General features: G+C 71.5%; 16 protein-coding genes. 5 read left to right on the top strand and 11 right to left on the bottom strand.

Features of this window, described 5'->3' with window-relative positions:
- The 3 genes from D7X55_RS00540 to D7X55_RS00550 form a co-directional block, all read left to right on the top strand.
- Positions 1–1366 (top strand): sigma 54-interacting transcriptional regulator (locus tag D7X55_RS00540; protein ID WP_147469996.1); only part of this gene is annotated, 1366 nt, incomplete at its 5' end.
- 33 nt (positions 1367–1399) lie between these two features.
- Positions 1400–1753 (top strand): hypothetical protein, encoded by a 354-nt coding sequence (locus D7X55_RS00545; RefSeq protein ID WP_120546132.1) that lies wholly within the window; start codon positions 1400–1402, stop codon positions 1751–1753.
- A gap of 128 nt (positions 1754–1881) precedes the next feature.
- Positions 1882–2247 (top strand): hypothetical protein, encoded by a 366-nt coding sequence (locus tag D7X55_RS00550; RefSeq protein WP_233609427.1) that lies wholly within the window; start codon positions 1882–1884, stop codon positions 2245–2247.
- A gap of 97 nt (positions 2248–2344) precedes the next feature.
- On the opposite strand, the gene D7X55_RS00555 is transcribed toward D7X55_RS00550, so the two are convergent.
- From D7X55_RS00555 to D7X55_RS00580, 6 genes are all read right to left on the bottom strand, one after another.
- Complete coding sequence (locus D7X55_RS00555; protein ID WP_121721899.1) at positions 2345–5881, bottom strand: serine/threonine-protein kinase; 3537 nt, start codon at positions 5879–5881, stop codon at positions 2345–2347.
- A 126-nt stretch (positions 5882–6007) separates the two neighbouring features.
- A complete protein-coding gene (locus tag D7X55_RS00560; RefSeq protein WP_121721873.1) occupies positions 6008–8962 on the bottom strand; it encodes a DUF4215 domain-containing protein in 2955 nt (984 codons plus the stop codon).
- 12 nt (positions 8963–8974) lie between these two features.
- The gene (locus D7X55_RS00565) at positions 8975–10750 is read right to left on the bottom strand and encodes an OmpA family protein (RefSeq protein ID WP_121721874.1); all 1776 of its coding nucleotides are present in this window, start codon (positions 10748–10750) and stop codon (positions 8975–8977) included.
- A gap of 213 nt (positions 10751–10963) precedes the next feature.
- The gene (gene rnk / locus D7X55_RS00570) at positions 10964–11380 is read right to left on the bottom strand and encodes a nucleoside diphosphate kinase regulator (RefSeq protein ID WP_120546033.1); all 417 of its coding nucleotides are present in this window, start codon (positions 11378–11380) and stop codon (positions 10964–10966) included.
- Positions 11381–11741: 361 nt separating this feature from the next.
- Positions 11742–12323 carry an imm11 family protein gene (locus D7X55_RS00575; protein WP_121721875.1) on the bottom strand — a complete coding sequence of 194 codons (582 nt, stop codon included), beginning with the start codon at positions 12321–12323 and terminating at the stop codon, positions 11742–11744.
- A 17-nt stretch (positions 12324–12340) separates the two neighbouring features.
- Positions 12341–13621 carry an AHH domain-containing protein gene (locus D7X55_RS00580; RefSeq protein WP_121721876.1) on the bottom strand — a complete coding sequence of 427 codons (1281 nt, stop codon included), beginning with the start codon at positions 13619–13621 and terminating at the stop codon, positions 12341–12343.
- 85 nt (positions 13622–13706) lie between these two features.
- On the opposite strand from D7X55_RS00580, the gene opgC reads away from it, so the two are divergent.
- Positions 13707–14807: an OpgC domain-containing protein gene (opgC, locus tag D7X55_RS00585; protein ID WP_121721877.1), complete on the top strand. Its 1101-nt coding sequence runs from the start codon at positions 13707–13709 to the stop codon at positions 14805–14807.
- 1 nt (position 14808) lies between these two features.
- Here opgC and D7X55_RS00590 read toward each other — a convergent pair whose 3' ends face one another.
- The 4 genes from D7X55_RS00590 to D7X55_RS00605 form a co-directional block, all read right to left on the bottom strand.
- Positions 14809–15885, bottom strand: coding sequence for a nitronate monooxygenase family protein (locus tag D7X55_RS00590; protein WP_121721878.1), 1077 nt, complete (start codon positions 15883–15885; stop codon positions 14809–14811).
- A 573-nt stretch (positions 15886–16458) separates the two neighbouring features.
- The gene (locus D7X55_RS00595; RefSeq protein WP_121721879.1) at positions 16459–17403 is read right to left on the bottom strand and encodes a serine hydrolase; all 945 of its coding nucleotides are present in this window, start codon (positions 17401–17403) and stop codon (positions 16459–16461) included.
- A gap of 13 nt (positions 17404–17416) precedes the next feature.
- The gene (locus D7X55_RS00600) at positions 17417–18619 is read right to left on the bottom strand and encodes a DUF819 domain-containing protein (protein WP_233609428.1); all 1203 of its coding nucleotides are present in this window, start codon (positions 18617–18619) and stop codon (positions 17417–17419) included.
- Positions 18616–19635, bottom strand: a complete 1020-nt coding sequence (locus D7X55_RS00605; protein ID WP_121721880.1) for a dipeptide epimerase — start codon at positions 19633–19635, stop codon at positions 18616–18618. Before D7X55_RS00605 ends, D7X55_RS00600 begins: the two co-directional genes overlap by 4 nt.
- Positions 19636–19732: 97 nt before the next feature.
- Here D7X55_RS00605 and D7X55_RS00610 point away from each other — a divergent pair, with 97 nt between their 5' ends.
- On the top strand, positions 19733–21127 hold the full coding sequence (locus tag D7X55_RS00610) for a M20/M25/M40 family metallo-hydrolase (protein WP_120546039.1): 1395 nt from the start codon (positions 19733–19735) through the stop codon (positions 21125–21127).
- A gap of 14 nt (positions 21128–21141) precedes the next feature.
- Here D7X55_RS00610 and D7X55_RS00615 read toward each other — a convergent pair whose 3' ends face one another.
- Positions 21142–21675: a TetR/AcrR family transcriptional regulator gene (locus D7X55_RS00615; protein ID WP_158616110.1), complete on the bottom strand. Its 534-nt coding sequence runs from the start codon at positions 21673–21675 to the stop codon at positions 21142–21144.
- Between the last annotated feature and the right edge of the window lies 1 nt (position 21676).

Below are 21676 nucleotides of genomic sequence, written 5' to 3' on the forward strand. Positions count from 1 at the left end.
GAACGGGAGCGTGCGGCTCGTGGTGCCGGAGGGCGGGACGCCGGTGTGGGTGGGCAGCGAGCCGGTGCGCGGCGGGCGCGAGTTCCCCGCGCAGGCGCTGGGGGCGGGTGTGCCGCTGGTGCTCGCCGGGCGCGTGGCGCTGCTGCTGCACCAGGCCACCGTGCGAGGCGCGAGCGCTCAAGCAGAGCTGGCGGCGCTGGGCATGGTGGGCGACAGCGAGGGCATTGCCCGCGTGCGCGAGGACGTGCTGCGCGTGGCCGACCTCCAGGTCCCCGTGCTGGTGCGGGGCGAGACGGGCACGGGCAAGGAGCTGGTGGCCAGAGCGCTCCATGAGCGCAGCCCGCGCCGCGCCGGCCCCTTCGTCAGCGTCAACCTGGGCGCGCTGTCGAAGGACCTCATCGCCTCCGAGTTGTTCGGCGCGCTGCGGGGCGCGTTCACCGGCGCCGCGCGTGACCGGGACGGGTTCTTCCGCGCCGCGCACGGCGGCACGCTCTTCCTGGACGAGGTGGCGGAGGCGCCCCCGGAGGTCCAGGCGGCGCTCCTGCGCGTGCTGGAGACGGGCGAGGTCTACCCCGTGGGTGGACAGACGCCTGTTCGCGTGGACGTGCGGCTCGTCACCGCCACGGACGCGGACCTGGAGGCGCGCATCCGCGATGGCCACTTCAAGGCCCCGCTGCTGCACCGGCTGGCGGGCTTCGAAATCGTCGTGCCGCCGCTGCGCGAGCGCCGTGAGGACATCGCGCCGCTGTTCCTCCACTTCGCGCGGCAGGAGCTGGAGTCCACGGGCGAGGCGGGGCGGCTGAACTCCTCGGATGCTCGCGCGGAGCCGTGGGTGCCCGCGTCGCTCGCGGCGCGGCTGGTGCGCTCCGCGTGGCCCGGCAACGTGCGCCAGCTGCGCAACGTCGCCCGGCAGCTGGTGATTGGCAGCCGGGGACTGCCTGGGCTGCGCGTGGATGCGCGGCTGGAGCAGTCGCTGGACTCGGACGCGCTGCCCATCCCCGGACAGCCGCTGAGCGCCCAGGCGCCCTCCCCTCTTTCGGAGGACACGCCCGCGCCGTCGGAGGCCCGCGCGCCCACGCGGCGCAAGCCTTCCGAGGTGAGCGAGCAGGAGGTGCTGGAGGCCCTGCGCGCGTGCGCGTGGGACTTGAAGGCCACGGCGGACTGGCTGGGCATCCCGCGGTCGTCCGTGTACGTGCTCATCGACAAGAGCTCGCTCCTGCGGACCGCTCGTGACCTGAGCCCGGAGGAGATCACCCGCTGCTACCACGAGTGCGGGGGCGACCTGGACCGCATGGTGCAGAAGCTGGAGGTCTCCCGCCGCGCGCTCCAGCGCCGCGTGCGTGAGCTGGGATTGGACGCGAGCTGAGCTGGTACAGCGTCTGCATTGGCCGTGGGCATCATGGCCAACATCACCATTGACGTCTCCACGACCCCTGTCAGCTACAGCCCCAGCCCCGATGTGAAGCACGGCGACACGGTGGTCTTCACGTTGGGCAACGCGCTCAACGCCACCGCCACCGTGTCGTTCCCCCACGGCACCTGCCTCACCACGTCCGGCCCGTACACGCTGGGCGGCGCCACGATGGCGACCACGCCCCTGACCGTCGCGCTGACGGCGGCGCGCGGCGTCTACTCGTTCGACGTGGACTTCAACAACGGCCAGGAGTCCCAGGCCCGCAGGGGGCACGAGTGGGACCGGAAGAACGGCGGCATCGACGTGACCGGCGACCCGCCGCAAGAGGCCCGCCGGTAGCACGCGGACACGTCAGCTCCCGGTCCGTGACGTGCCATTGACGCGTCCGGGAGCGCGGCGGTGAAACATCCCCCTCACGCATTCAAGACATGCGGATTGGTACAGGTACTGCAATGCTGCTCGAACCCATGGCCACCATCACAGTCGACCTCTCCACGGATCCCATCAGCTACCACCCCGGCCCGGAAGTGAAACACGGCGACACGGTTGTGTTCTCGATGGGCAGCTACCCTCCCGCGTACACCGCCGACGTCGTGTTCCCGGACGGCACCTGCCTCACCGTGCCTGGCCCGTACTCGCTCGGGGGCAGCTCGCTGACGACCTCGTCCTCGCAGACCGTCTCCATGACGGCGCACAAGGGGCTCTACAGCTTCAACGCCACCATCCACGACGGGACGCGCGCCGAGGGGACCGCCCCCCTGCATCCGACGGAGCGGGACCGGAAGAACGGCGGCATCGACGTGACGGGCGACCCGCCGGAGGATCCCGTCTAACCAGCGGACGTGTCAGCCCCGGACCGTGACGTGCCATTGGCGCGTCCGGGGCTGCGGTGTTCTCGGTCCGCGCGTGGGTCCCTGGTAACAGCCCGCCTCAGGGCGCGGGAGCGTCGGACCTGCGCCCGGTGGACGGGGCACGAAGCGCGGCCAGGCCGTCCCTCACCTGACGCGCATGGCGCCACCGGGGACGGGCCGCCACCACGGTCTCGGCCAGCTCCAGCCCCCGCTTCAATCCGGTGGCCGCGTCCTGCCCTTCGCGGATGCGCCACCGCGCCCAGGCCTCGTGGAGCTCCGCCGCCGCGAGCCGGTACTCCAGCCTCGGGTCGAGCTTCATCGCCTCCTCGTAGGCCTGCGCCGCGCGCGTGAACTCCCCGTCCGCCGCGCCGTGCCCGCGAGCCATCCAGCGCGCACGCACGCCCTGCGCCTCCGCCAGGAAGCGCCACGCATTGCCCAGACGCGGGTTGACCTCCCGCGCCCGGCTCAGCGCCGCCTCCGCCTTCGTCAGGTCCGCCGCCGGGTCTCGCGCCTGCGACAGCGTCCACGTGGCCCGGCGCACCCACGCCTTGCCCAGGTTCGCCAGCAGGTCCGCGTCATCCGGCAGCCGCTTCAGCGCCTCCGTGTAGGCGTCCACCGCGGTTCGCAGCGCGGCGCTGGGGTCCTCTCCCTTCGCCAGCTGGAGCTCCGCGCGGAAGACCTCCCACTCGCCCAGGTTGTTGAAGGCGAAGCCCTGCGTGGGCGCCAGGACGCGGGCCTTCTCGAAGGACGCCTTCGCCTCGTCGAGCAGCGCCTTCGTGTCGCCGCCCTCCTCCGCGAGCAGCTCCGCCTGCCAGAACACCGCGGAGCCCAGCGCGTTGTGGAGCGCGGGCTGCTTCGCGTTGAGCGCCAGCCCCTGCCGGTACAGCGTCAGGGCGCGCTCCAGGTCCACGCTCAGGTCCTCGCCCTTGAGGTAGCGGGCGCGCGCCAGCTGCTCCGCGACCTCCGCGCCGTTGAAGCACGCGATGAAGTTGTCCGGGTTGAGGGACAGGGCCCGCGTCAGCGCGCTGTTCGCCCGGCGCAGGTCGCCTGCTGAATCCGGCGCGTTCGGCACGTCCGCGCGCTTGCGGTACGCGATGCCCAGGTTGATCCACCAGAACGGCTGCTGCTCGCTCAGCTGGAGCGCGACCTGGTACTCGGCGATGGCCTTGTCCAGGAGCGGCACCGGGTCTCCACCGCGCGCGGCCTCGGCGTCCGCCTGCCCCTGCCACGTCTGGCCCAGGTTGGCGTGGAACGGGTGGTCGCGGTCCTCGGGGCGCAGCTGTTCGAACGAGGCGATGGCGAGCCGCAGCTGCTCGCGCGGGTCCTCCCCGCGCAGCTGCTGGTAGCGCGCCCACTGGCGGTGCGTCATGGCCCGCTCCAGCGGGATGCGCTCGCTCGGCGTGGCCACTCCTTCCGCGGTGCGCAGCGCGGCCAGGGACTTCTCCAGCAGCGCCTCCACGCCCTCCCCGCCCTGGTTCGTGCGCTGCTCCGCGAGCCGGCGGTGGAAGCGCGACACCAGCACCAGCGAGCGGGCGTGGTCCGGCGCGGCGGCGAGCGCGCGCGACAGCGCCTCCAGGCCCCGCTCGTAGTGCGGCAGGATGTTCCCCTCGCCGTACAGCTCCATCACCAGCGCGGCCAGCTCCAGCCGCCCCAGCACCGAGTGCACCACCGGCTGGCTCTCCGCCGTGGCGACGGCGCCAGCGTACGCCTCGCGGCTCAGCGCCAGGTCCGCCTGCGAACCCGCCCGGTCCCCGCCGTTCCAGCGCCGCGTGGCCCGCGCGAGCAGGATGTCCCCGCGCAACAGCGGCGCCTCGTAGAACCACGGCGACTGCGTGCCCGGCGCGTCCAGCAGTGCCAGCGCGTCCTCCGGCCGGTCCTCGTAGAAGGCGAACAGGGCCTTCACGAACGACGGCGGCGCGGGCACGTCCGGCCCCTCCGCCTGGCGCAGGTACGCGAGCGCCGGATCGCGGTAGCGCGCGTTCAGCTCCTTGAGCCGGGCCTCGCGCTGCGCGGGGGCGCGGCGCTCCACGTCCAGCAGCAGCTGCTCGCGGTACAGGTGGCCCAGCACCTGCGCCAGCGCCCAGGCCACGCGCGGCTCGCGGTAGCCGTGCGCCCACGCGGCCTCCAGCCTCCCGCGCGCGCCGTCCAAATCGTCCAGCGCGAAGAGGGCGCGGCCCAGCGCGTACTCACCGGGGCCCACCGCCTGCTCGCCCGCGCCGGAAATCTCCGCCTCCAGCGCGGCCATGCCCGCGCGCAGCGCCTCGCGGTCCTTGCGCGTGTCATGCAGGCGCGACAGGGCGGAGTAGCGCGCCGAGGACTCGATGCGCTCCACCCGCTCGGTGAAGGCGCGGGCCAGCCGCTCGCGCTCCGCCACCTCGCCGCGCGCGAGCTGCGCCTGGGTGAGCGCGCCGGCCACCACCGCCACCACCGTGCCGCCCAGCGCCAGCGCCGCGCGGTGCTTGCGGACCTTCTTGGAAAGCCAGTAGCGCGCGCCATGGCGGGCCCGCACCGGCTCCCCCGACAGGAAGCGCTCCAGGTCGTCCGTGAAGGCGCGCACGGAGTCGTAGCGGAGCGGCCGCTCCTTCTCCAGGCACTTGAGGACCACGGCCTCCAGGTCCTCCGGGATGTCCGGCTCCAGCAGGCGCGGGCGCGGCGGGGCTTCCGACTGGAGCTTCGCGAGCACCTCCTTCTCCGTGCCGCCGGTGAAGGGAGGCTGCCCGGTGAGCAGCGCATACAGCGTCGCGCCCAGCGCGTAGACGTCCGCGCGGCGGTCCAGGCGGTGGCCTTCACCCCGGGCCTGCTCGGGCGGCATGTAGTGCGGCGTGCCCAGCACCGCGTTGGGCGTGGTGCTGTCCTCGCGCCAGTCCCGCGCCAGGCCGAAGTCCATCACGAACGGGAGGAAGCCTCCGTCCTCCGTGCGCTCCACCAGGATGTTGCCGGGCTTCAGGTCGCGGTGGACCAGCCCCACGCGGTGCGCGGCGTGCACGCCCTCCGCGGCCTGGCACAGCACCCAGACTCGCTGCTCCAGCGTGAGCGAATGGGAGAGCTGTCCCAGCGACGGGCCCTCCACGTAGCGCATGGCGATGTACGCGTGGCCGCGCACCTCGCCCACTTCGTAGACCTCGCACACGCGCTCGTGGCGCACGCGGGCCTGGGCGCGGGCCTCGGACAGGAAGCGGCGGGCCAGCTCCGGGTCCCCGTCCCGCACGAACTTGAGGGCCACATTGCGGCGCAGCAGCGGGTCGTACGCCAGGAACACCTGCCCCATGCCGCCCTGGCCCAGGAAGCGCACGGGCTCATAGCGGTCCCAGCCGGGCACCGGAAACGCGGGGGCGCCTTCGGTGGCCAGCGAGACGGGCGCCGCCGAGGACAGCGTGGCGGCCTCCTGGATGGGGGCTTCACCCCGGTCCGTGCGGCCTCGAACCAGGTCCTGCCGCAAAAGGTCCAGGGTGCGCTCCGACAGGCGGCCCCGCTCCTTCAGGAGCTCCAGGGGCCCGCGATGCAGGCGGAGGGCCTCCTCGCGCAGGGCCGCCGCCTCGTCGGAGGACAGCAGCCCTTCGTCCAGCGCGAGAAGAACCTCCTCCTCGTACACCTCTTGATGACCTGCCCCGGGCACGGACGGAGCATACGGGGAAGGCCGTGAGACGCGGGAGCGCCGCCGGAAGGGCGCCATGGGAGGGAGCGAGGGGGCGCTCCCGAAGAGGGGGAAGAGGCCCTCCCCTCCGGCGGGCTCCGCGAGGCTTTACGCGGCGTCGCGGCGCTGACGGCGGCGCAGCCCCGGCACTCCCATCAGGCCCAGCAGGGCCAGCCAGGAGGCGTCCGGTGCGGTGCTGCACCCGCCGCCCGCGAAGGCGCGCGTGCTCTGCACCGTCCAGGCGTACTCCGCCGGGGTCTCATCCACGTTGCCGCTGTCGTCCACCGCGCGGACGCGAAGGACGTGGTCCCCGCTGCCGACGGTGTAGCTGTCCTCGCATGGGCGCCAGGGGCCGCCGTCGAGGCTGCACTCGAACGTGGCGCCCTCCTCCGTGGAGGCGTACTCGAAGTCCGCCGTGCCGCTGGAGGTGGTGGCCGGAGGGCCCTTCACGATGGAGGTGTCCGGGGCCTGGTTGTCCGGGACCACGGTGTCCACGACGAAGGGCACGGCGGTGGACGGGAAGCTGGGGTTGCCTCCAGGCGCCTGGGCGGTGGCCGTCACGGAGTGGGGCCCGTCCACCAGCGGCGTCGCGGGGGTGCAGGTCCAGTTGCCGCTCGCGTCCACGGTGGCGGTGCAGATGACCGTGGTGCCCTCGCGCACCGTCACCGTCGCGCCGGGCTCGCCGGTGCCGGTGATGGGCGGAGTGCCCGTGGTCACCGTGGCGTTCGCCGCGGGGCCGGTGATGACCGGCGTCGGCGTCACGGGGTCCGGCTCCTGGGCCACGCACTGCTTGGAGACCGGGTCGCAGAACGCCTCGCAGACGTTGGACGCGTTGCACGCCTGGCCCACCTCCAGCAGGCAGCGCGGCGAGCAGGTGTCGCCGCCCACCAGGTTGCCGTCGTCGCACACCTCGGCGCCCGCGCGGATGCCATCGCCGCAGACGGTGCCGCAGCTGCTGGGCGAGCCGTTGCAGCTGTAGCCCGGCTCCTGCGCGCAGGTGGCGCCGCAGCCGTCGCCAGGCTTGGTATTGCCGTCATCGCACTGCTCACCGGCCTCCAGGGTGCCGTTGCCGCAGGTGTTGAAGCACACGTTGCCAGGAGGGGGGCAGCTGTAGCCCGGCTCCACCGTGCAGGTGGCGTTGCAGCCGTCGCCCGCCGCTGTATTGCCGTCGTCGCACGCCTCGGCGCCCGCGCGGAGGCCATCGCCGCAGATGGTGACGCAGGTGCTGGGCTGACCCGAGCAGCTGTAGCCCGTCTCCACGCGGCAGCCGTTGGAGCAGCCGTCGCCGGACACCTCGTCCCCGTCGTCGCACGTCTCGTTCGCGTCCAGGGTGCCGTTGCCGCACGTCTGGGCGCACACGGACGGACCCGAGGCCGGCGCGGAGCAGGCATAGCCATCCTCCACGCGGCACTCGGTGGCGCAGCCGTCACCGGAGGTCAGGTTGCCGTCGTCGCACAGCTCGCCCGGATCCACGTTGCCGTTGCCGCACGTCTTCGCGCAGGGCTGGCCCGGCGTGGCGCACGCGTAGCCCAGCTCCAGGGTGCAGGCGTTGGAGCAGCCGTCGTTCAGGTTCGTGTTGCCGTCGTCGCACAGCTCGCCGGGGTTGAGCACGCCGTTGCCGCACAGCGGAGCGCACACGGACGGAGCGCCGCTGCAGGAGTAGCCCGTCTCGATGCGGCACGACGCGGAGCAGCCGTCGGAGCCGAACACATTGTTGTCGTCGCACTGCTCACCCGCGTCGATGGCGCCGTTGCCGCAGGAGGCCACGCAGGCCTGGCCCGGCGTGGGGCAGGAGTAACCGGCCTCCACGCGGCAGCTGGCGTTGCAGCCGTCGTTGGCGTTGGTGTTGCCGTCGTCGCACTGCTCGCCGGGGTTCAGGTTGCCGTTGCCGCACGTCTTCGCGCAGGTGCTGGGCGCGCCCGCGCAGCCATGGCCGGGCTCGATGCCGCAGGTGGCGCTGCAACCGTCGTTGTTGGCGGTGTTGCCGTCGTCGCACTCCTCGCGCGGGGAGATGGCGCCATCACCGCAGCGGTCGTCGTAGGCGTCCACGAAGAGGTAGCGGAAGGCGTTCGGCGGGTTGTCATCGTTCTCGTTGCACAGCTCGATGCGGTTGAGGCCCGGGCGCCAGGCCGCGTTGGTGCCGAACTCGCGGAAGATGTTCTTCTGCCAGGACTGGCCGGCGGGCTCGCTCACGGTGACGGGCATGATGGCCACGCCGTTCACCCTCGCGCCGTCGAACTCGTTGTCGTTGAACGTGGCCAGGCGCAGGCGGAACTGGCCGACCTTCGTCGTCGAGGGGATGAGGAAGTCCTGGTACACGCACGTCTGGATGCCCTGGGCCGCCATGAAGCGCGCGGACTGCATCTCCAGCGGCCAGTCGCTCGCGTCGCGCACGCCGGTGGCCGCGCCGGTGGTGGTGCCGGCGTAGAACCAGTGCGGATCCACCGCGCCCGTGGGCAGGCGGCGGTTCTGCGCGTCCACGCCGGTGTTGAACACCGCCACACCCGCCCTCACGCAGCGGCTGGGGCTGCCCGCGCAGGCGAAGCCGGGCTCCACCTCGCACTGGCGGCTGCAGCCGTCGCCCTCGAAGCGGTTGCCGTCGTCGCAGACCTCCTGCGCGTAGGACGGGTACGCCTGGTTGTTGAACACGCCGTTGCCACACAGCGACAGGTCACACGTGGCCGTACAGCCATTGCCGTCGTTGGTGGTGTTGCCGTCGTCGCACAGCTCGCCGGGGTTCACCACGTTGTTGCCGCACAGGCTCGCCAGCGAGCACGCGTTGCCGGGCACGTTGCACAGGTAGCCCGCCTCCACGGTGCCGGTGGATGAACAGCCGTCCCCGTTCACCGTGTTGCCGTCGTCGCACTGCTCGCCGGGCTGGAGCTTGCCGTCACCCACCAGCTCGGAAGACTGGCTGGTGAGGACGGCTTCCGCGGGGGTGGAGGTCGCCGGCTCGCAGCCGGCGAGGAGGAACAGCGAACACAGGGCCAGCGCGTGGAAGCCCGCGCGCACGGCCATCCGGGGTGAGTCCCCCCGGAGGGATGTCATCAGGGTCGTGAACATGAACGGTCTGCCTTACTTCGAAGGAGTGCCAGGGGAAGAGGAGGAGGCCGGCGCCGTCTGCACGCCCTCGGCCTCTCCGACGATCTTGAACTCGACGCGGCGGTTCTTCGCGCGGCCGTCCGCCTTCGCGTTGTCCGCGATGGGCTGCGTGGGCCCGAAGCCCTGCGCCACCAACCGCTCGCGCTGGACGCCCTTGCCCACCAGGTAGTCCACCACCGCCTCGGCGCGCTTCTGGGACAGCTCCAGGTTGTAGGAAGCCTTGCCGGTGTTGTCGGTGTGGCCCTCCACGCGGACCTTCTCGATTTCCGGGTGGGACACGAGGATGGACGCGACCTTGTCGAGCACGGCGTTGCTGCGCTTCTGGATGACGGCCTTGTTGTTCTCGAAGAACACGGCCTCCATGATCCGGATGCTGTTGCTGCCGGTGTCGATGCGCGCGACGGGCGCCTCCTTGCAGCCGCCGTTGGCCTCGGTGCCGGGCTCGTCCGGGCAGTTGTCCAGGCGGTCCACGATGCCGTCACCGTCCCGGTCCGGCTCCACGTCCGGGCAGCCGTCCTGGTCCTTGTAGCGGTTGAACGTCTCCGGCTCCTTGGGGCACTGGTCCTTGGAGTCCACGATGCCGTCCCCGTCGGAGTCGGGGTCGTCCGGGCAGCCGTCCTCGTCCTGGAAGCCGTTCTTGTTCTCCGCCTGCGTGGGGCACTTGTCCGCCAGGTTGGGGATGCCGTCCTGGTCGTCGTCCTTGTCCGGGCAGCCCTGCAGCTGCGCGAGGCCGGCCGTCGTGGGGCACTGGTCGTCGCTGTTCTTCACGCCGTCGCCGTCCGCATCCAGGTCGGGACACTCGGCGGCCACGTGGGGCTGGCCCGCGATACAGACGGGGCCCTTGGGCGCGGGCGGCGTGCCGAAGGACACCCCGGCGAGGATGCGGAAGCGCGGCGTGCCCGGCGTCTGGCCAAAGCCCGGGCCGCCCAGGACGTACACCTCGGTGCCGTCCGCGGTGGGGACGCGCAGGCCCGCGAGCGCCTCCAGCGAGCTGGGCGAGTCCTGCGTGGGGATGGTGCCGCGCACGAGGATCTCCTCGCGCAGGCCCCAGAGTCCGGCGGACAGGTTGACGCCGCCGTTGAGCTCCACGCCCATCTCATCCAGGTACGGCTGCGTCTGCGGCGTCAGCGCGTACGTCTTCGTGCGCACGAGCGCGCCAACGTCCGCGCCCACGCGGAAGGTGCCGCCCAGCTGCTTGCCGGCGCCCAGGCGCGGGGAGAAGGTGAAGCCCTCGTCGCGGGTGAGGGCGGCCTTGCTGCCCAGGGGCAGGGCCGCGCCCAGGTGCAGGCCCAGGTCCAGCGGTCCGCCCCCGTTCTCCGACAGGAAGCCCACGCGGGCCTGGAGCCACGGGGTGCCGAGCGCGCTGGTGGTGGGACGGGTCACGCCAGCGCCGGCGGTCTCCGGGCCCCACTGGGCGACGATGGGCACCTGCGCGCCGACCTCCAACCAGTTCGTGAACGCGTACGCGCCGCTGATGTGCGTCGTCACGCGGTTGGAGATGATGTCAGCCTGCCGCTCGTCGTTCTCCACGAGGACGAGGGGCCGGTTCTCGTAGTGCGCGGTCAGCCCGACGCGGAACTGACCCGCGGAGAGCAGGTCGCCGGTGGACAGCACGAGGCTGTCACGCATGCCGGGGTTGAGCTGCAGGCGCTCCAGTTCGATGCCCGGAATGGTGTTCTGGGCCTGGGCGCTGAAGGCGCAGAGGACTGCCAGTCCTCCGAGCCCCAGGTGATGCCTTCGTGCGAACAAGCGTTCCTCCACATGCACTCGCGGGCATCAAGGTGCCCGCGGCCCCTCACTCGGGGTGCGAGCACATTTGCACATGCGAGGCCAGGAGGTGTCGGGCAGTCGACGCCCAGCAATGGCGCGGGGATGGAGCGGGGGCCCGGCTCCCCGGGCCGGGAATGACGCGTCAGCGGGGAACGCGGACACGGCGCTGACGCGTCAAGGGAGGACGCGGGCCTACAAGTGGAAGTGCCCGGCGGCCTCCGGCTGGTAGGGCACGGCGAGGATGCGCAGGCGGCGGGTGCGGCCCTGGGGGAGCGGCCACTCCACGGTCTGGCCCACGGACAGGCCGATGAGGGCACTGCCCACGGGGGCGAGGATGGAGATGCGGCCCGCGTCGCTGTTGGCGTCCTTGGGATAGACGAGGGTCACCTCGCGCGTCTCGCCGGCCTCTTCGTCCTCATAGACGACGGTGCTGTTCATGGTGACGACGTCGCGGGGAATGGCGGTGGAGGACGTGACCGTGGCGCGGGCGAGCTCGGACTCCAGCTGCTCCACGATCTCGGCGTTGCGGGCATTGCCGTACTGTTCGACGACGCGCTCCAGGCGCTGGAGGTCGGTGTCGGTGACGATGAGGGGGTGGTCGTGGGTCATGGCGATTGCCTCCTGGGGAAGGGTGTGGGGACGGCACGCACTCCCGGAAAGGTGGGGGTGCGTGGCGCGAAGGTTCAGTGGGGGTGGAGCGGACGCCGTCCGTCGTGAACTACGCGAGACGGGCGGCGTGGGTGACAAGCCAGGCGGTGGCTCGGCCGTGCGCGGGCAGCGTCCGGCGCACGGAGATCCGGCGCGGAGCACGCTGCTGGCAGGCTGTGAGCGAAACCATCATCTGACGAGGGACCCGGGGATTGCGGCTGCGGTGAAGTGCTGAATGTAGCCGGGTCCCCCCTGATTGCAACCGGCCCCCCGGAAACAAGCGGCCTGGCGAACAGCCGCCGTGACGCACGGAGGTGGGGAATCAGCGCAGCGGGGACACGTCCTTGAACCAAACACCCGTGGCACCAATTGATTCCAGAGCGAGCTTGATGTCCTCGGGAATGACGAGGACCACTTCCCAGTGCAGCGGCCGGAAGACCCGCGCACTGCCGAGGCTCCCGGCGTCAATGCGCATGCCCCAGACGGAGAGATAGGTTCCGACCTTGTCCGTCAGCCCGTCCCTGGGTGTCCAGTATCGCGCTTCCTCTGAAGCCTCGTCGTCGATGCAGTTCACGCGGCGGATGGCGTTCAGGATGAAGAAGTCGTCGGACTGTCCCTCGATGTCCACGGGGAAGAGCTGGATGTCGTTCGGAGCCAATCGCTCGAAGATGGCGGCTACCCGCGAGGTGACCACCGGCGTGCCGAAAGCCGCGTGGGAGTAGTCGAGAGGGTTGCCCGGAATCTCCACGGGGATGCGCAAGCCTCCTCTCCACGAGCTCGGCTGTCCCATCCGGAACTGCCAGGAGTCTTCAAGGTCCCGCCCCTGAACATCCTGTGGATGCCCCAGCTCCCAGCGGCCCTCAATGTACACGTCATCAGCGAGTTCGAAATATCGCAAGGACATGGGTCGCGCTCCTGAACTCACTCCGTGCGGGTCACCAGCTTGTTGAGGAGACTGCCCTTCTGAGCGATCTCATTCGCCAGGACACGTAGCGCGCCCCTCAACGCCTCTCGGCATTGCTCGATGGTTTTGCAGGTCGCCGTCACCTGATCAAGCCGTTGGTAGACTCTTTCATGATACGCGCGGGGATGCGGGCCACGATGGCCTGGAACGTCCAGCTGGTTTTCGGGATCATTCAGGGACATCCCGGCCTTGTCGAAGATTCGCTGGTAGCGTGGCGTCCACGGGCCTCCGTTCGCGGTGGACGTGCTGAACTTGTCGGACGCGATGTGATGCTTCGGCCCCTTCACCTCCACGGGCCCGCCGGTCGCTACGGCTCCCGGTGCCAGCGTGAGCAGGATGTCCCCCGTCGCGGACACAGCGACAGTCTCCACCTGCGCCACCGCGCCCAGCCGGAAACCACCCTCCGCCACGCCCACCAGTGACGCCTGCGCGGAGCCGGGCAGCGTGGGCACCTTCGCCGCCAGGGTCTCCGCGGTGCTGCCCAGCGCCGCAGTGGCCAGCATGACGAAGGCCCGCGCGGCGTTCTCTCCCATCACCTCGCCGTACTGCTCGCCCGCGCTCCGGACCTCGTCGAAGGTCGTGGCCTCCGCCACCGCTTCCGCGAGCCGCATCCAGCCCTGGATGAGGCTCCACACCGTATCCACACCCAGGTAGGCGATGAGCGCCGCGGTCAGCGTCGCCGCGACGCCCTTGGACACCGGCTCCGGCAACAGCCACAGGCCCAGATACAGGGCGCTGGTCGTGACGATCATCGAGAGCACCGCCTCGCGATCCGTCATGCCCCTCAGCGCGTCCGCCGTCTCGTCCCACACCGAGTCCAGCGCGATGGAGAAGGCCAGCGTGCGCCTGCCGTCCTCATCCAGCGTGGGCCCGCGCTCCAGCAGGTGGAGACAATCTCCCGTGAGCGCCTTGCGCTTGCACCACCGGCCATAGGCCGCCGCCAGCTCCGTCTCCGGTGCATCGGTGAGCCGGAGGTGTCCGCGCCCCGGCTCCTGCACGGAGACGAGCCCCAGGCGCCCGCGCACCTGGGCATAGGGCCGCGAGGAAACAGACGCGGTGCGCGCGAGCTTCGCGACCGCGGACACGAAGGCTTCTTCATCCAGCGCCACGGGCCGGACGTCCCGCTGTGGCGTGTGGACCCGGGTGGGGCCTCGGCCCGTATCGAGCCGCACGCTCCGGGACGCCGCGCAGCCGGTCCCGGCGAGCCACAGCCACGCGATGACGGCCGCGTGCAGCATCCGGACAGTGACACTGGATCCGGGCGGCCGGTGCGGTTTACCCGGGACGGGGGGCTGTGGCATGGGTGAAGGGAGTCTACCCGCCATGAAACGCCGCCCCGAGTTCGACAGCCTGCGCGGAGTGCTGCTCGTCCTGATGACGCTGACGCACCTGCCCACCCGGCTGAGTGTCATCGGCAATCAGCCGTTCGGCTTCGTGTCCGCCGCCGAGGGCTTCGTGTTCCTCTCCGCGTTCCTCGTGGGCGTGGTGCACGCGAAGAAGGCGGGCACGGCCGCGATGTTCAAGAGCCTCTGGAGCCGCGCCCTCAAGGTGTACGGCTACCACGTGGCCCTGCTCGGCTTCGCGTTCACCATCATCGCCGCGCTGGGCGTCGCCGCGCGCAGGCCCGCCATCCACAACCTGCTGGGCTTCTTCCACCAGGACCCGTTCACCGCCCTGTGGAGCAGCCTGTTCCTCCTCTACTGTCCCCCGCTGCTCGACATCCTTCCGCTCTACGTCGTGCTGCTGCTGCTCACGCCCGCGGTGCTGCTGGGCGCGCGCAAGGAGGGCTGGTCGCGGGTGCTGGGCTTGAGCGCCCTCATCTGGCTCTGGGCGCAGGTGGGCCTCAAGCGCGCGCTGTATGACCTGCTGGTCGCCATCCCGGTGCTGCCGTGGCCGCCGTTGAGCATCGACCTGTCGGGCGCGTTCGACCTGTTCGCGTGGCAGTTCCTCTGGGTGCTTGGCGTGTGGATGGGCGTGGCGCGCGCCACCGCGCCGGAGCAGCGCGAGCCCGTGTCCCGCCGTCTCCTCACGGGCGCCATCGTCGTCAGCCTGGGGTTCTTCGTCGTGCGCCACCTGGACGTGGACCTGGGCGACGCCGCCGTGCTGTTCGACAAGTGGTCGCTCGCGCCGCTGCGGCTCGTGAACTTCCTGGCCGTGGCCCTGCTCGCGAGCTGGCTCGCGCCCCGGCTGTTCCAATGGCTGCGCCCCCGCGTACTGGAGGCGCTGGGCCAGGCGTCGCTGCCCGTGTTCGCCGTGCACGTGGTGCTGTGCCTGCTCAGCCTGTCGCTGCTGGATGAGAACGAGGAGCCGCTGGACTACTGGGATGAAGCCGCGGTCCTCGTGGCCACGTTCTGCAGCATGTACTTCGTGGCGCTGCGCCAGCGCCTCGCGGGCCGGGGCATGGGCCCGCCCTCGGCGTCCTGACTCAGCCGCGCACGGCCGCCAGCGCGGCGGCGGTCTCCGCCACCAGGGCGCGCACCAGGTCTCCCGCCGGGCCTTCGCGTGACAGGCCAATGCCCTGCCCCGCCCACAGGGCCATGAAGCGCGTGTCGTTCTGCTTGGACGCCGCGGCCCTCAGCGTGCGCGTGGCCCCGTGCTGCTGCGGGAACGGCAGGATGGCGCCGGCCTCCTCCAGCGTGGTCGTCAGCGCGTTGGGGATGGCGCGGGCAGGACGGCCGGAGAAGGCGCGGGTGATGCGTGACGACTCATCCCGGGCCTCGCGCAGCAGCGCCTTGTGGGCCGCCGCCGCGCTGGACTCCTGGCACCTCAGGAAGGCCGTGCCCAGCTGCACCGCCGAAGCGCCCAGCATCCGGGCCGCCGCGATGCCGCGTCCATCCATGATGCCGCCGCTGGCGATGACCGGCACCCGCACGGCGTCCACCATCTGCGGCACCAGGGCCATCGTGCCCACCATGCCCGCGTCGAACGAGCCGCCGAAGGAGCCCCGGTGGCCCCCCGCCTCCGACCCCTGCGCGACAATCGCATCCACGCCCGCCGCCTCCAGCGCCTGGGCCTCACGCACGTTCGTCGCCGTGCCCACGACGAGGATGGCGCGCGACCGGAACGCCTCCAGCACCGGCGCGGGAGGAATGCCGAAGGTGAAGCTGAACACCGTGGGCGCCGCATCGAGCACGGCCTCTACCTGCTTCGCGAAGTCCGGCATCGCGGCCGCAGGAATCACGGGAGGAGGAAGCCCCAGCGCGGAGTGGAAGCGCTCGAGGATGGCGAGCGTGGCCCCCGGATCCGCGGGAGGAACAATGGGCTGGGGAGCGAAGAGGTTGATGGCATAGGGCCGCGACGTGAGCGAGCGCACCGCACGGGCCTGCTGGACGATGTCCTCCGGCTGCACATAGGCGGCCCCCAGCGAGCCCAGCCCGCCTGCCTCCGATACCGCCGCGACCAACTCCGGCGGAGTCAAACCGCCCGCCATCGGAGCCTGGATGATCGAATGCGCCACCCCGAGCCGCTCAGCGAACCTGTGCCACGCCTGCGGATCCATCATGGCCACACCTCCTGTGACTGACGTCGGACAGCATTAACGGCCCGGTCTCACAGCGGGCTCCCGAGAGCCCCAGAGGCATCAGTCCTACTTTCACGCTCCATGCCAAGCACAAGGCACGGCGTACTGGCGGGCATTCCGCATGACGCCCCCTCCGGCCCCGACCGGCAAAAAACCTGTCCGACAGTCGGACAGGTTTCCACGGGCCAAGCCGGTCTGACTGTCGGACAGCTTCCCGCCTTGGATTCCCAACTGGTCAGACTGTCGGACAGGTCTCCGCCGGGCTGTCCCAACCTGTCGGACAAGTTTCCGCGGGCCCAGGGGGACTGAATGTCGGACAGGTTCCCGTGGGCCCAGTTGGTCTGACTGTCGGATGGGTTTTCGCGGGCCCGGGGCGGTCCGACTGTCGGACAGGTTTCCGGTGCTTTGACTTGTCCGACTGTCGGACAGGTTTTCGCGGTCCGCCTCCGGCGGGGCGGCTCTACGGGGCTCTCAACTTCTCATCCGTGTGGACAGACTTCGTTCCCTACGGCTTGGCCCTCCGCGCCATGGCGTTGAGCGGCGCCCCGGTGCAGCTCATTCGCAGTCGTAGTTCGGCGCGGGTGCCCCCGGTGCCAACACCACGGGTGCCGGACCGCCCGCCCGGGCCAGCGCGTCACCGCAGTCCAGGGCCGCGTCCTTCGCCAGGTGCCGGTACAGGACACACGACGCCCGCTCCACGAAGAACGCCTGCTTCGGCCAGTCCGGTCCCCGTGAAGCCAGGATGGCCACCGCGTACCGGCCACCGTCCGGCAGCGTCACCAGCCCCACTTCGTTGAGCACGTTGTAGCGCGCGTCATCGCCACAGCAGCCCGGCGGCAGCCATCCGCCCTTGTGCTGGAGCGAGGCCCGGACGCTCGCCGGCAGGCGCGTTCCCAGCCAGCCGCCGCAGCCTTCCCGGGGCGTCAGCTCCATCCACTGCAGCAGCCTCGCCGTGGGCTCCGGCTTCAACACCTCGCGCCGGTCCAACCGCGCCAGGAACGACACCATGTCGTCCGCGCAGAAGTAGTTGTCCCGGCCCATCACGCGCGGCGAGTTCGTCGCCCAGCGCTCCCGGCCGTAGTTCCACTTCGTCAGCGCCGTGTGCTCCAGGCCCAGGCCGCGAAGATAGACATTGATGGCATCCGGCCCTCCCACCAGGTCAATCACCTCACCGGACGCCTCGTTGTCCGACGTGCGGAACACCTTCTCCGCGAGCGGCGCCACCGTCGCCAGGTCCCGCTGCCCCAACGCCGCCGCCACCCAGAACACCTTCGCGGAGCTGGCGGAGATGTGCGGCTCCAGGCCGGCGACGCTCGCCGCCTCTCCCGTGCGCAGGTCCACCACCGCGAGCGACAGGTCCGTCCCGGGCGACAGGCGCGCGGCCTCGCTCGCCAGTGACTCCACCACCGTCTTCAGGGACTCACGCGGCGCGCTCGGCTCCGGCGCCGTCGCGCAACCGCTCATCGCCATGAGCCCCACCCAGAGCAGCGCCGTCCGCATCCGCGACTCCCTTTCAGTGAATCAGCCGGTGCACCTGCTCCAGCATCAGCGCCGTCACCAGCCCGCAGTACGTCCCCAGCACATATCCCAGCACCGCGAGCAGCACGCCCACCGGCGCGAGCGCGGGATGGAAGGCCGCCGCCACCACGGACGCGGAGGCCGTGCCGCCCACGTTCGCCTGCGACCCCACCGCCGCGAAGAACACCGGCGCCTTCAGCCACCGCCGGGCACCCATCGTCACCGCCGCGTGGATGCACATCCACAGCGCCCCCACCGCCACCAGCGCGGGCGCGTCCCACAGCCGCCGGAACTCCGCCTGCGCGCCAATCGTCGCCACCAGCAGGTACAGGAACAGCGAGCCCATCCGGCTCGCCCCCGCGCCCTCCAGCCTGCGCACCGGCGTGAACGACAGCACCACGCCCACCGTCGTCACCAGCAGCACCACCCACGTGAAGCCCGTCACCACGTTGCCCAGGTCCGGCAGCAGCTTCGCCAGCGCCGTGCACACCACCGTCACGCCGAACGCCACCGCCAGCATGGACAGCAAATCGGACAGGCTCGCGGGCCTCGCGGACGCGGCCTGGATGCGCGCGGACTCCTCACGCACGTGGTCCAGCGCCGTCCGGTCCGCGCCGATGCTCGCGTCCATCGCCTTCTCCCGCCCGGCGAAGGACAGCAGCACCGCCGTCCACACGTTGGACACGCCCACGTCCACCACCACCATCATGCTCAACGTGCTGTCCAGCGCGCCCACGCTCTGGCCAATCGCCACGAAGTTCGCGCTGCCGCCAATCCACGACCCGCTGAGCGCCGCCAATCCCTTCCACGCCTGGTCCCCCAGCTCCGCCGGCACCAGCCACCCCAACGCCAGATACGCGAGCGGCCCGCCCACCATGATGCCCAGCGTGCCCGCCAGGAACACGCCCACCGCGCTGCGCCCCAGCCTCGCGATGCCGGGCAGGTCCACCGACAGCACCAGCAACACCAGGCTCGCGGGCAGCAGGTACACGCGCGTGAAGCGGTACAGCTCCGACTGCGTGGGGATGACGCCCGTGTTCGACAGCAGCGTCGGCACGAAGTACGCGAACACCAGCAGCGGCACGACGTTGAAGAACCGCTCCACCGCCGGGTAGCGCTGCAACGCATACAGCCCCGCCAGCACCGCCAGCAGCACGGCGAGCACCGCCATCGGATCCTGGATGAGCGGTGGCGTCACCGGGGCTCCACGCCCAGGCCCGCGCCCGCCCCCAGCTGGATGCGGCCCTGCACCACCGGGTGCGCGCGGTACGGGTCTTGCGCGAGCAGCAGGTTCCCATCCAGGTCCACCCAGTCCACCAGCGGCGCCAGGTGCGCGCCCGCCGCGATGCCCAGGCCCGTCTCCACCATGCAGCCCAGCATCACCTTCAGGCCACACGCGCGCGCGGTCTCGATGATGCGCAGCGCCTCGCGGATGCCGCCGCTCTTCTGGAGCTTCACGTTGATGCCGTGGAAGCCCTCCGCCAGCTTCGGCACGTCCGACGCCTTCGTCAGCGACTCGTCCGCCACCAGCGGCAGCGGCGAGCGCGCGCGCAGCCACTTCGCGCCCTCCACGTCCGCCGCGGGCAGCGGCTGCTCCACCAGCTCCACGCCCTGGGTGGACAGCCACTGGATGTGCGCCAGCGCCTCGTCCGGCTTCCACGCCTCGTTCGCGTCCACGCGGATGGTCTGCGCCGTGAGCGCGCGCACCGTGCCGAACACCTCCTGCACGCGGTCCGCGCCCAGCTTCACCTTCAGCACCGGGAAGTCCGCCGCCTCGCGCACCTTCACGGCCAGCGTCTCCGGTACGTCGATGCCAATGGACATGGACGTCACCGGCTGCCGCCCGGGGTCCACGCCCAGCATCCGGTACAGCGGCACGCCCATCACCTTGCCCGCCCAGTCATGCAGCGCCAGGTCCACGGCGGCCTTCGCCGCGGGGTTGTCCGGCAGCGCCGCGTCCACGGCCTCGGACACGTCGCGGAAGTGGCGCAGGTCCCGGCCCTCCAGCACGGGGGCCAGCTTGTGGAGCGCGGCCTCCACCGTCTCCCAGGACTCGCCGTAGCGCACGTTGGGCGCGGCCTCGCCGTACCCCACGTGCCCCTCCGAGCGCACCTCCACGAACACGTTGCGCTTCACCGTGCTCGTGCCCCGGGCAATGGTCCAGGCGTGACGCAGCGGCAGTTCCACGGTGCGAAAGCTCAACGGCGAGGCCATGGGCGGACTCCCTCCAGGGCCCTTCCCTTAACACGGCACTCCGTGGAAACGCCGCTTCCGTTGCCTTCCCGGGCCCGAAGGCGCGACCCTGCGCGCCATGCGCCTCCTCCCCCTCGTCATCGCCTTGTTCGCGCTGGGTCCAAGCCACGCCGCGTCATCCCGTCCCGCTCCGAAGGATGAGTTCCGGACGCTGCTCGCGGAGCTCGTCGCCGCGGACACGTCCAACCCACCCGGCAATGAGACAGCCGCGGCCCGGGTGGCGGCGAAGTGGCTGCGCGAGGCGGGCATCGAGTCGGAGCTCATCGAGCCCTCGCCCGGGCGCGGCAACCTGCTGGTGCGGCTGAAGGGGAACGGCAAGGGCCGGCCGGTGCTCGTGCTCGCGCACCTGGACACGGTGCCGGCCGTGAAGGCCGAGTGGGCCACCGACCCGTGGACGCTCACGGAGAAGGACGGCCTGCTCTACGGCCGGGGCGTCCAGGACAACAAGGGCATGGCGGCGGCGAGCATCCTCGCGCTGCGGCGACTGAAGCAGGAGGGCGGGACACGCTCGCGCGACATCCTGCTGTACCTGGGCGCGGACGAGGAGGTGGGCTCCGGGCAGGGGCTGGACTGGATGATGGAGCACCGCCCGGAGCTGAAGGAGGCGGAGTTCGCGCTCAACGAAGGCGGCCTCACGGAGCTGTCGCCGGACCGCAAGGAGGTGCGCTTCGTGGCGCTCCAGGCCGCGGAGCGCGTGTCGCGCAACGTGACGCTCAAGGCCTCGGGCCCTGGAGGCCACTCCTCCGCGCCGCCCGTGGACTCAGGGCCGCTGGTGCGCGTGGCCGCGGCGGTGGCTCGCGTGGGCGCCCTCACCTTCCCCGCGCACCTGACGCCCGCCGCCCGGCTCCACGTGCAGGGCCGCGCCCAGGCGACGCCCGGGGAGCTGGGAGAAGCGCTGCGCCGCATCGCCGCGTCACCGGACGCGCCGCCCGAGGACGCCGTGGCCACCGTGGCCCGGCTGGAGCCCGCGCTGGGCGCCGTGCTGCGCACCACCTGCGTGCCCACGGTGTTCAAGGCGGGCACGAAGTCCAACGTGATTCCCGCCACGGCCGAGGCCACCGTGAACTGCCGCCTGCTGCCGGACGCGGACGCGAAGGCCGTGCGCGAGCGCATCGTCGTGGCCGTGAATGACAAGGACCTCCAGGTGGAGATGGACGTGTCGCCGCCGGACTCGCCCATGTCGCCCGTGGGGGACAACGCCATGTTCCGGGCAGTGAAGGCCGCCGCCGCGAAGGTGTGGCCGAAGGCGCCGGTGATTCCCCGCATGTCCACCGGCACCACCGAGTCCGCCACGCTGCGCCGCGCGGGCATCCACGCCTACGGCATCGACCTCTTCGCGCTGACACCGGAGGACGCGCGCACCGCGCACGCGCCCAACGAGCGCGTCCCGGTGGCGTCACTCCAGCCCGGCGCGGAGTTCGTCTACCTCACGTTGAAGCACCTGACGCGCTGAGGCACCGGGCTGGGCTACTGGCGCGTGAGCGCTTCGATTCGACGGATGACCGCCTCGCGCATCGGGTTGGAGACCGCGCGGTGCTCGAGCATGTCCGACATCCACAGGCCGTCGATGGCCAGACGGCAGAGCGTGAGCTCTGTCGACTCGCGCTCCTCGACGCTGAGCTGCTCCTCTCGTGAGTCGTCCCAGATGGAGGCCCAGAGCTCCCGGACCTCCGGGTCGAAGAGCATGAGGCCGATGAGCGAGCGCATGACGTGGGCCTCGTCGTCGTCCGCGGGAGCGGAGACCGTCACCCGGAGGTAGGCGCGGGTTCCCCTACCCCTCGGGTCCGGGTCCTTCGCCATCTCGGCGGCGACGGCCCCGGCGAACCGCTCGGTGGCGTCCTCGAACAGCGCATCCATCAGGATGGGCTTGGTCTGGAAATGCTCCAGGAGCTCCGCCTTCGAGACGCCCGCCCGCCCGGCGATGGCGTCGAGCGTGACGGCGTGGATGCCCTGCTTCAGGATGAGCCCAGCGGCGGCCCGCAGGAGCTGCGCGCGCGTCACT

The organism is Corallococcus sp. AB049A, from assembly GCF_003668885.1.
Taxonomy (GTDB): Bacteria; Myxococcota; Myxococcia; order Myxococcales; family Myxococcaceae; genus Corallococcus; species Corallococcus interemptor.

What these genes read in the sequence shown, in the direction of transcription:
- D7X55_RS00595 (WP_121721879.1), bottom strand. Translation starts at nt 17,403, where the DNA reads ATGCGGACGGCGCTGCTCTGGGTGGGGCTCATGGCGATGAGCGGTTGC.
- D7X55_RS00590 (WP_121721878.1), bottom strand. Translation starts at nt 15,885, where the DNA reads ATGATGGATCCGCAGGCGTGGCACAGGTTCGCTGAGCGGCTCGGGGTG.
- D7X55_RS00545 (WP_120546132.1), top strand. Translation starts at nt 1,400, where the DNA reads ATGGCCAACATCACCATTGACGTCTCCACGACCCCTGTCAGCTACAGC.
- D7X55_RS00575 (WP_121721875.1), bottom strand. Translation starts at nt 12,323, where the DNA reads ATGTCCTTGCGATATTTCGAACTCGCTGATGACGTGTACATTGAGGGC.
- D7X55_RS00560 (WP_121721873.1), bottom strand. Translation starts at nt 8,962, where the DNA reads ATGTTCACGACCCTGATGACATCCCTCCGGGGGGACTCACCCCGGATG.
- D7X55_RS00605 (WP_121721880.1), bottom strand. Translation starts at nt 19,635, where the DNA reads ATGGCCTCGCCGTTGAGCTTTCGCACCGTGGAACTGCCGCTGCGTCAC.
- D7X55_RS00550 (WP_233609427.1), top strand. Translation starts at nt 1,882, where the DNA reads ATGGCCACCATCACAGTCGACCTCTCCACGGATCCCATCAGCTACCAC.
- D7X55_RS00610 (WP_120546039.1), top strand. Translation starts at nt 19,733, where the DNA reads ATGCGCCTCCTCCCCCTCGTCATCGCCTTGTTCGCGCTGGGTCCAAGC.
- D7X55_RS00580 (WP_121721876.1), bottom strand. Translation starts at nt 13,621, where the DNA reads ATGCTGCACGCGGCCGTCATCGCGTGGCTGTGGCTCGCCGGGACCGGC.
- opgC (WP_121721877.1), top strand. Translation starts at nt 13,707, where the DNA reads ATGAAACGCCGCCCCGAGTTCGACAGCCTGCGCGGAGTGCTGCTCGTC.
- rnk (WP_120546033.1), bottom strand. Translation starts at nt 11,380, where the DNA reads ATGACCCACGACCACCCCCTCATCGTCACCGACACCGACCTCCAGCGC.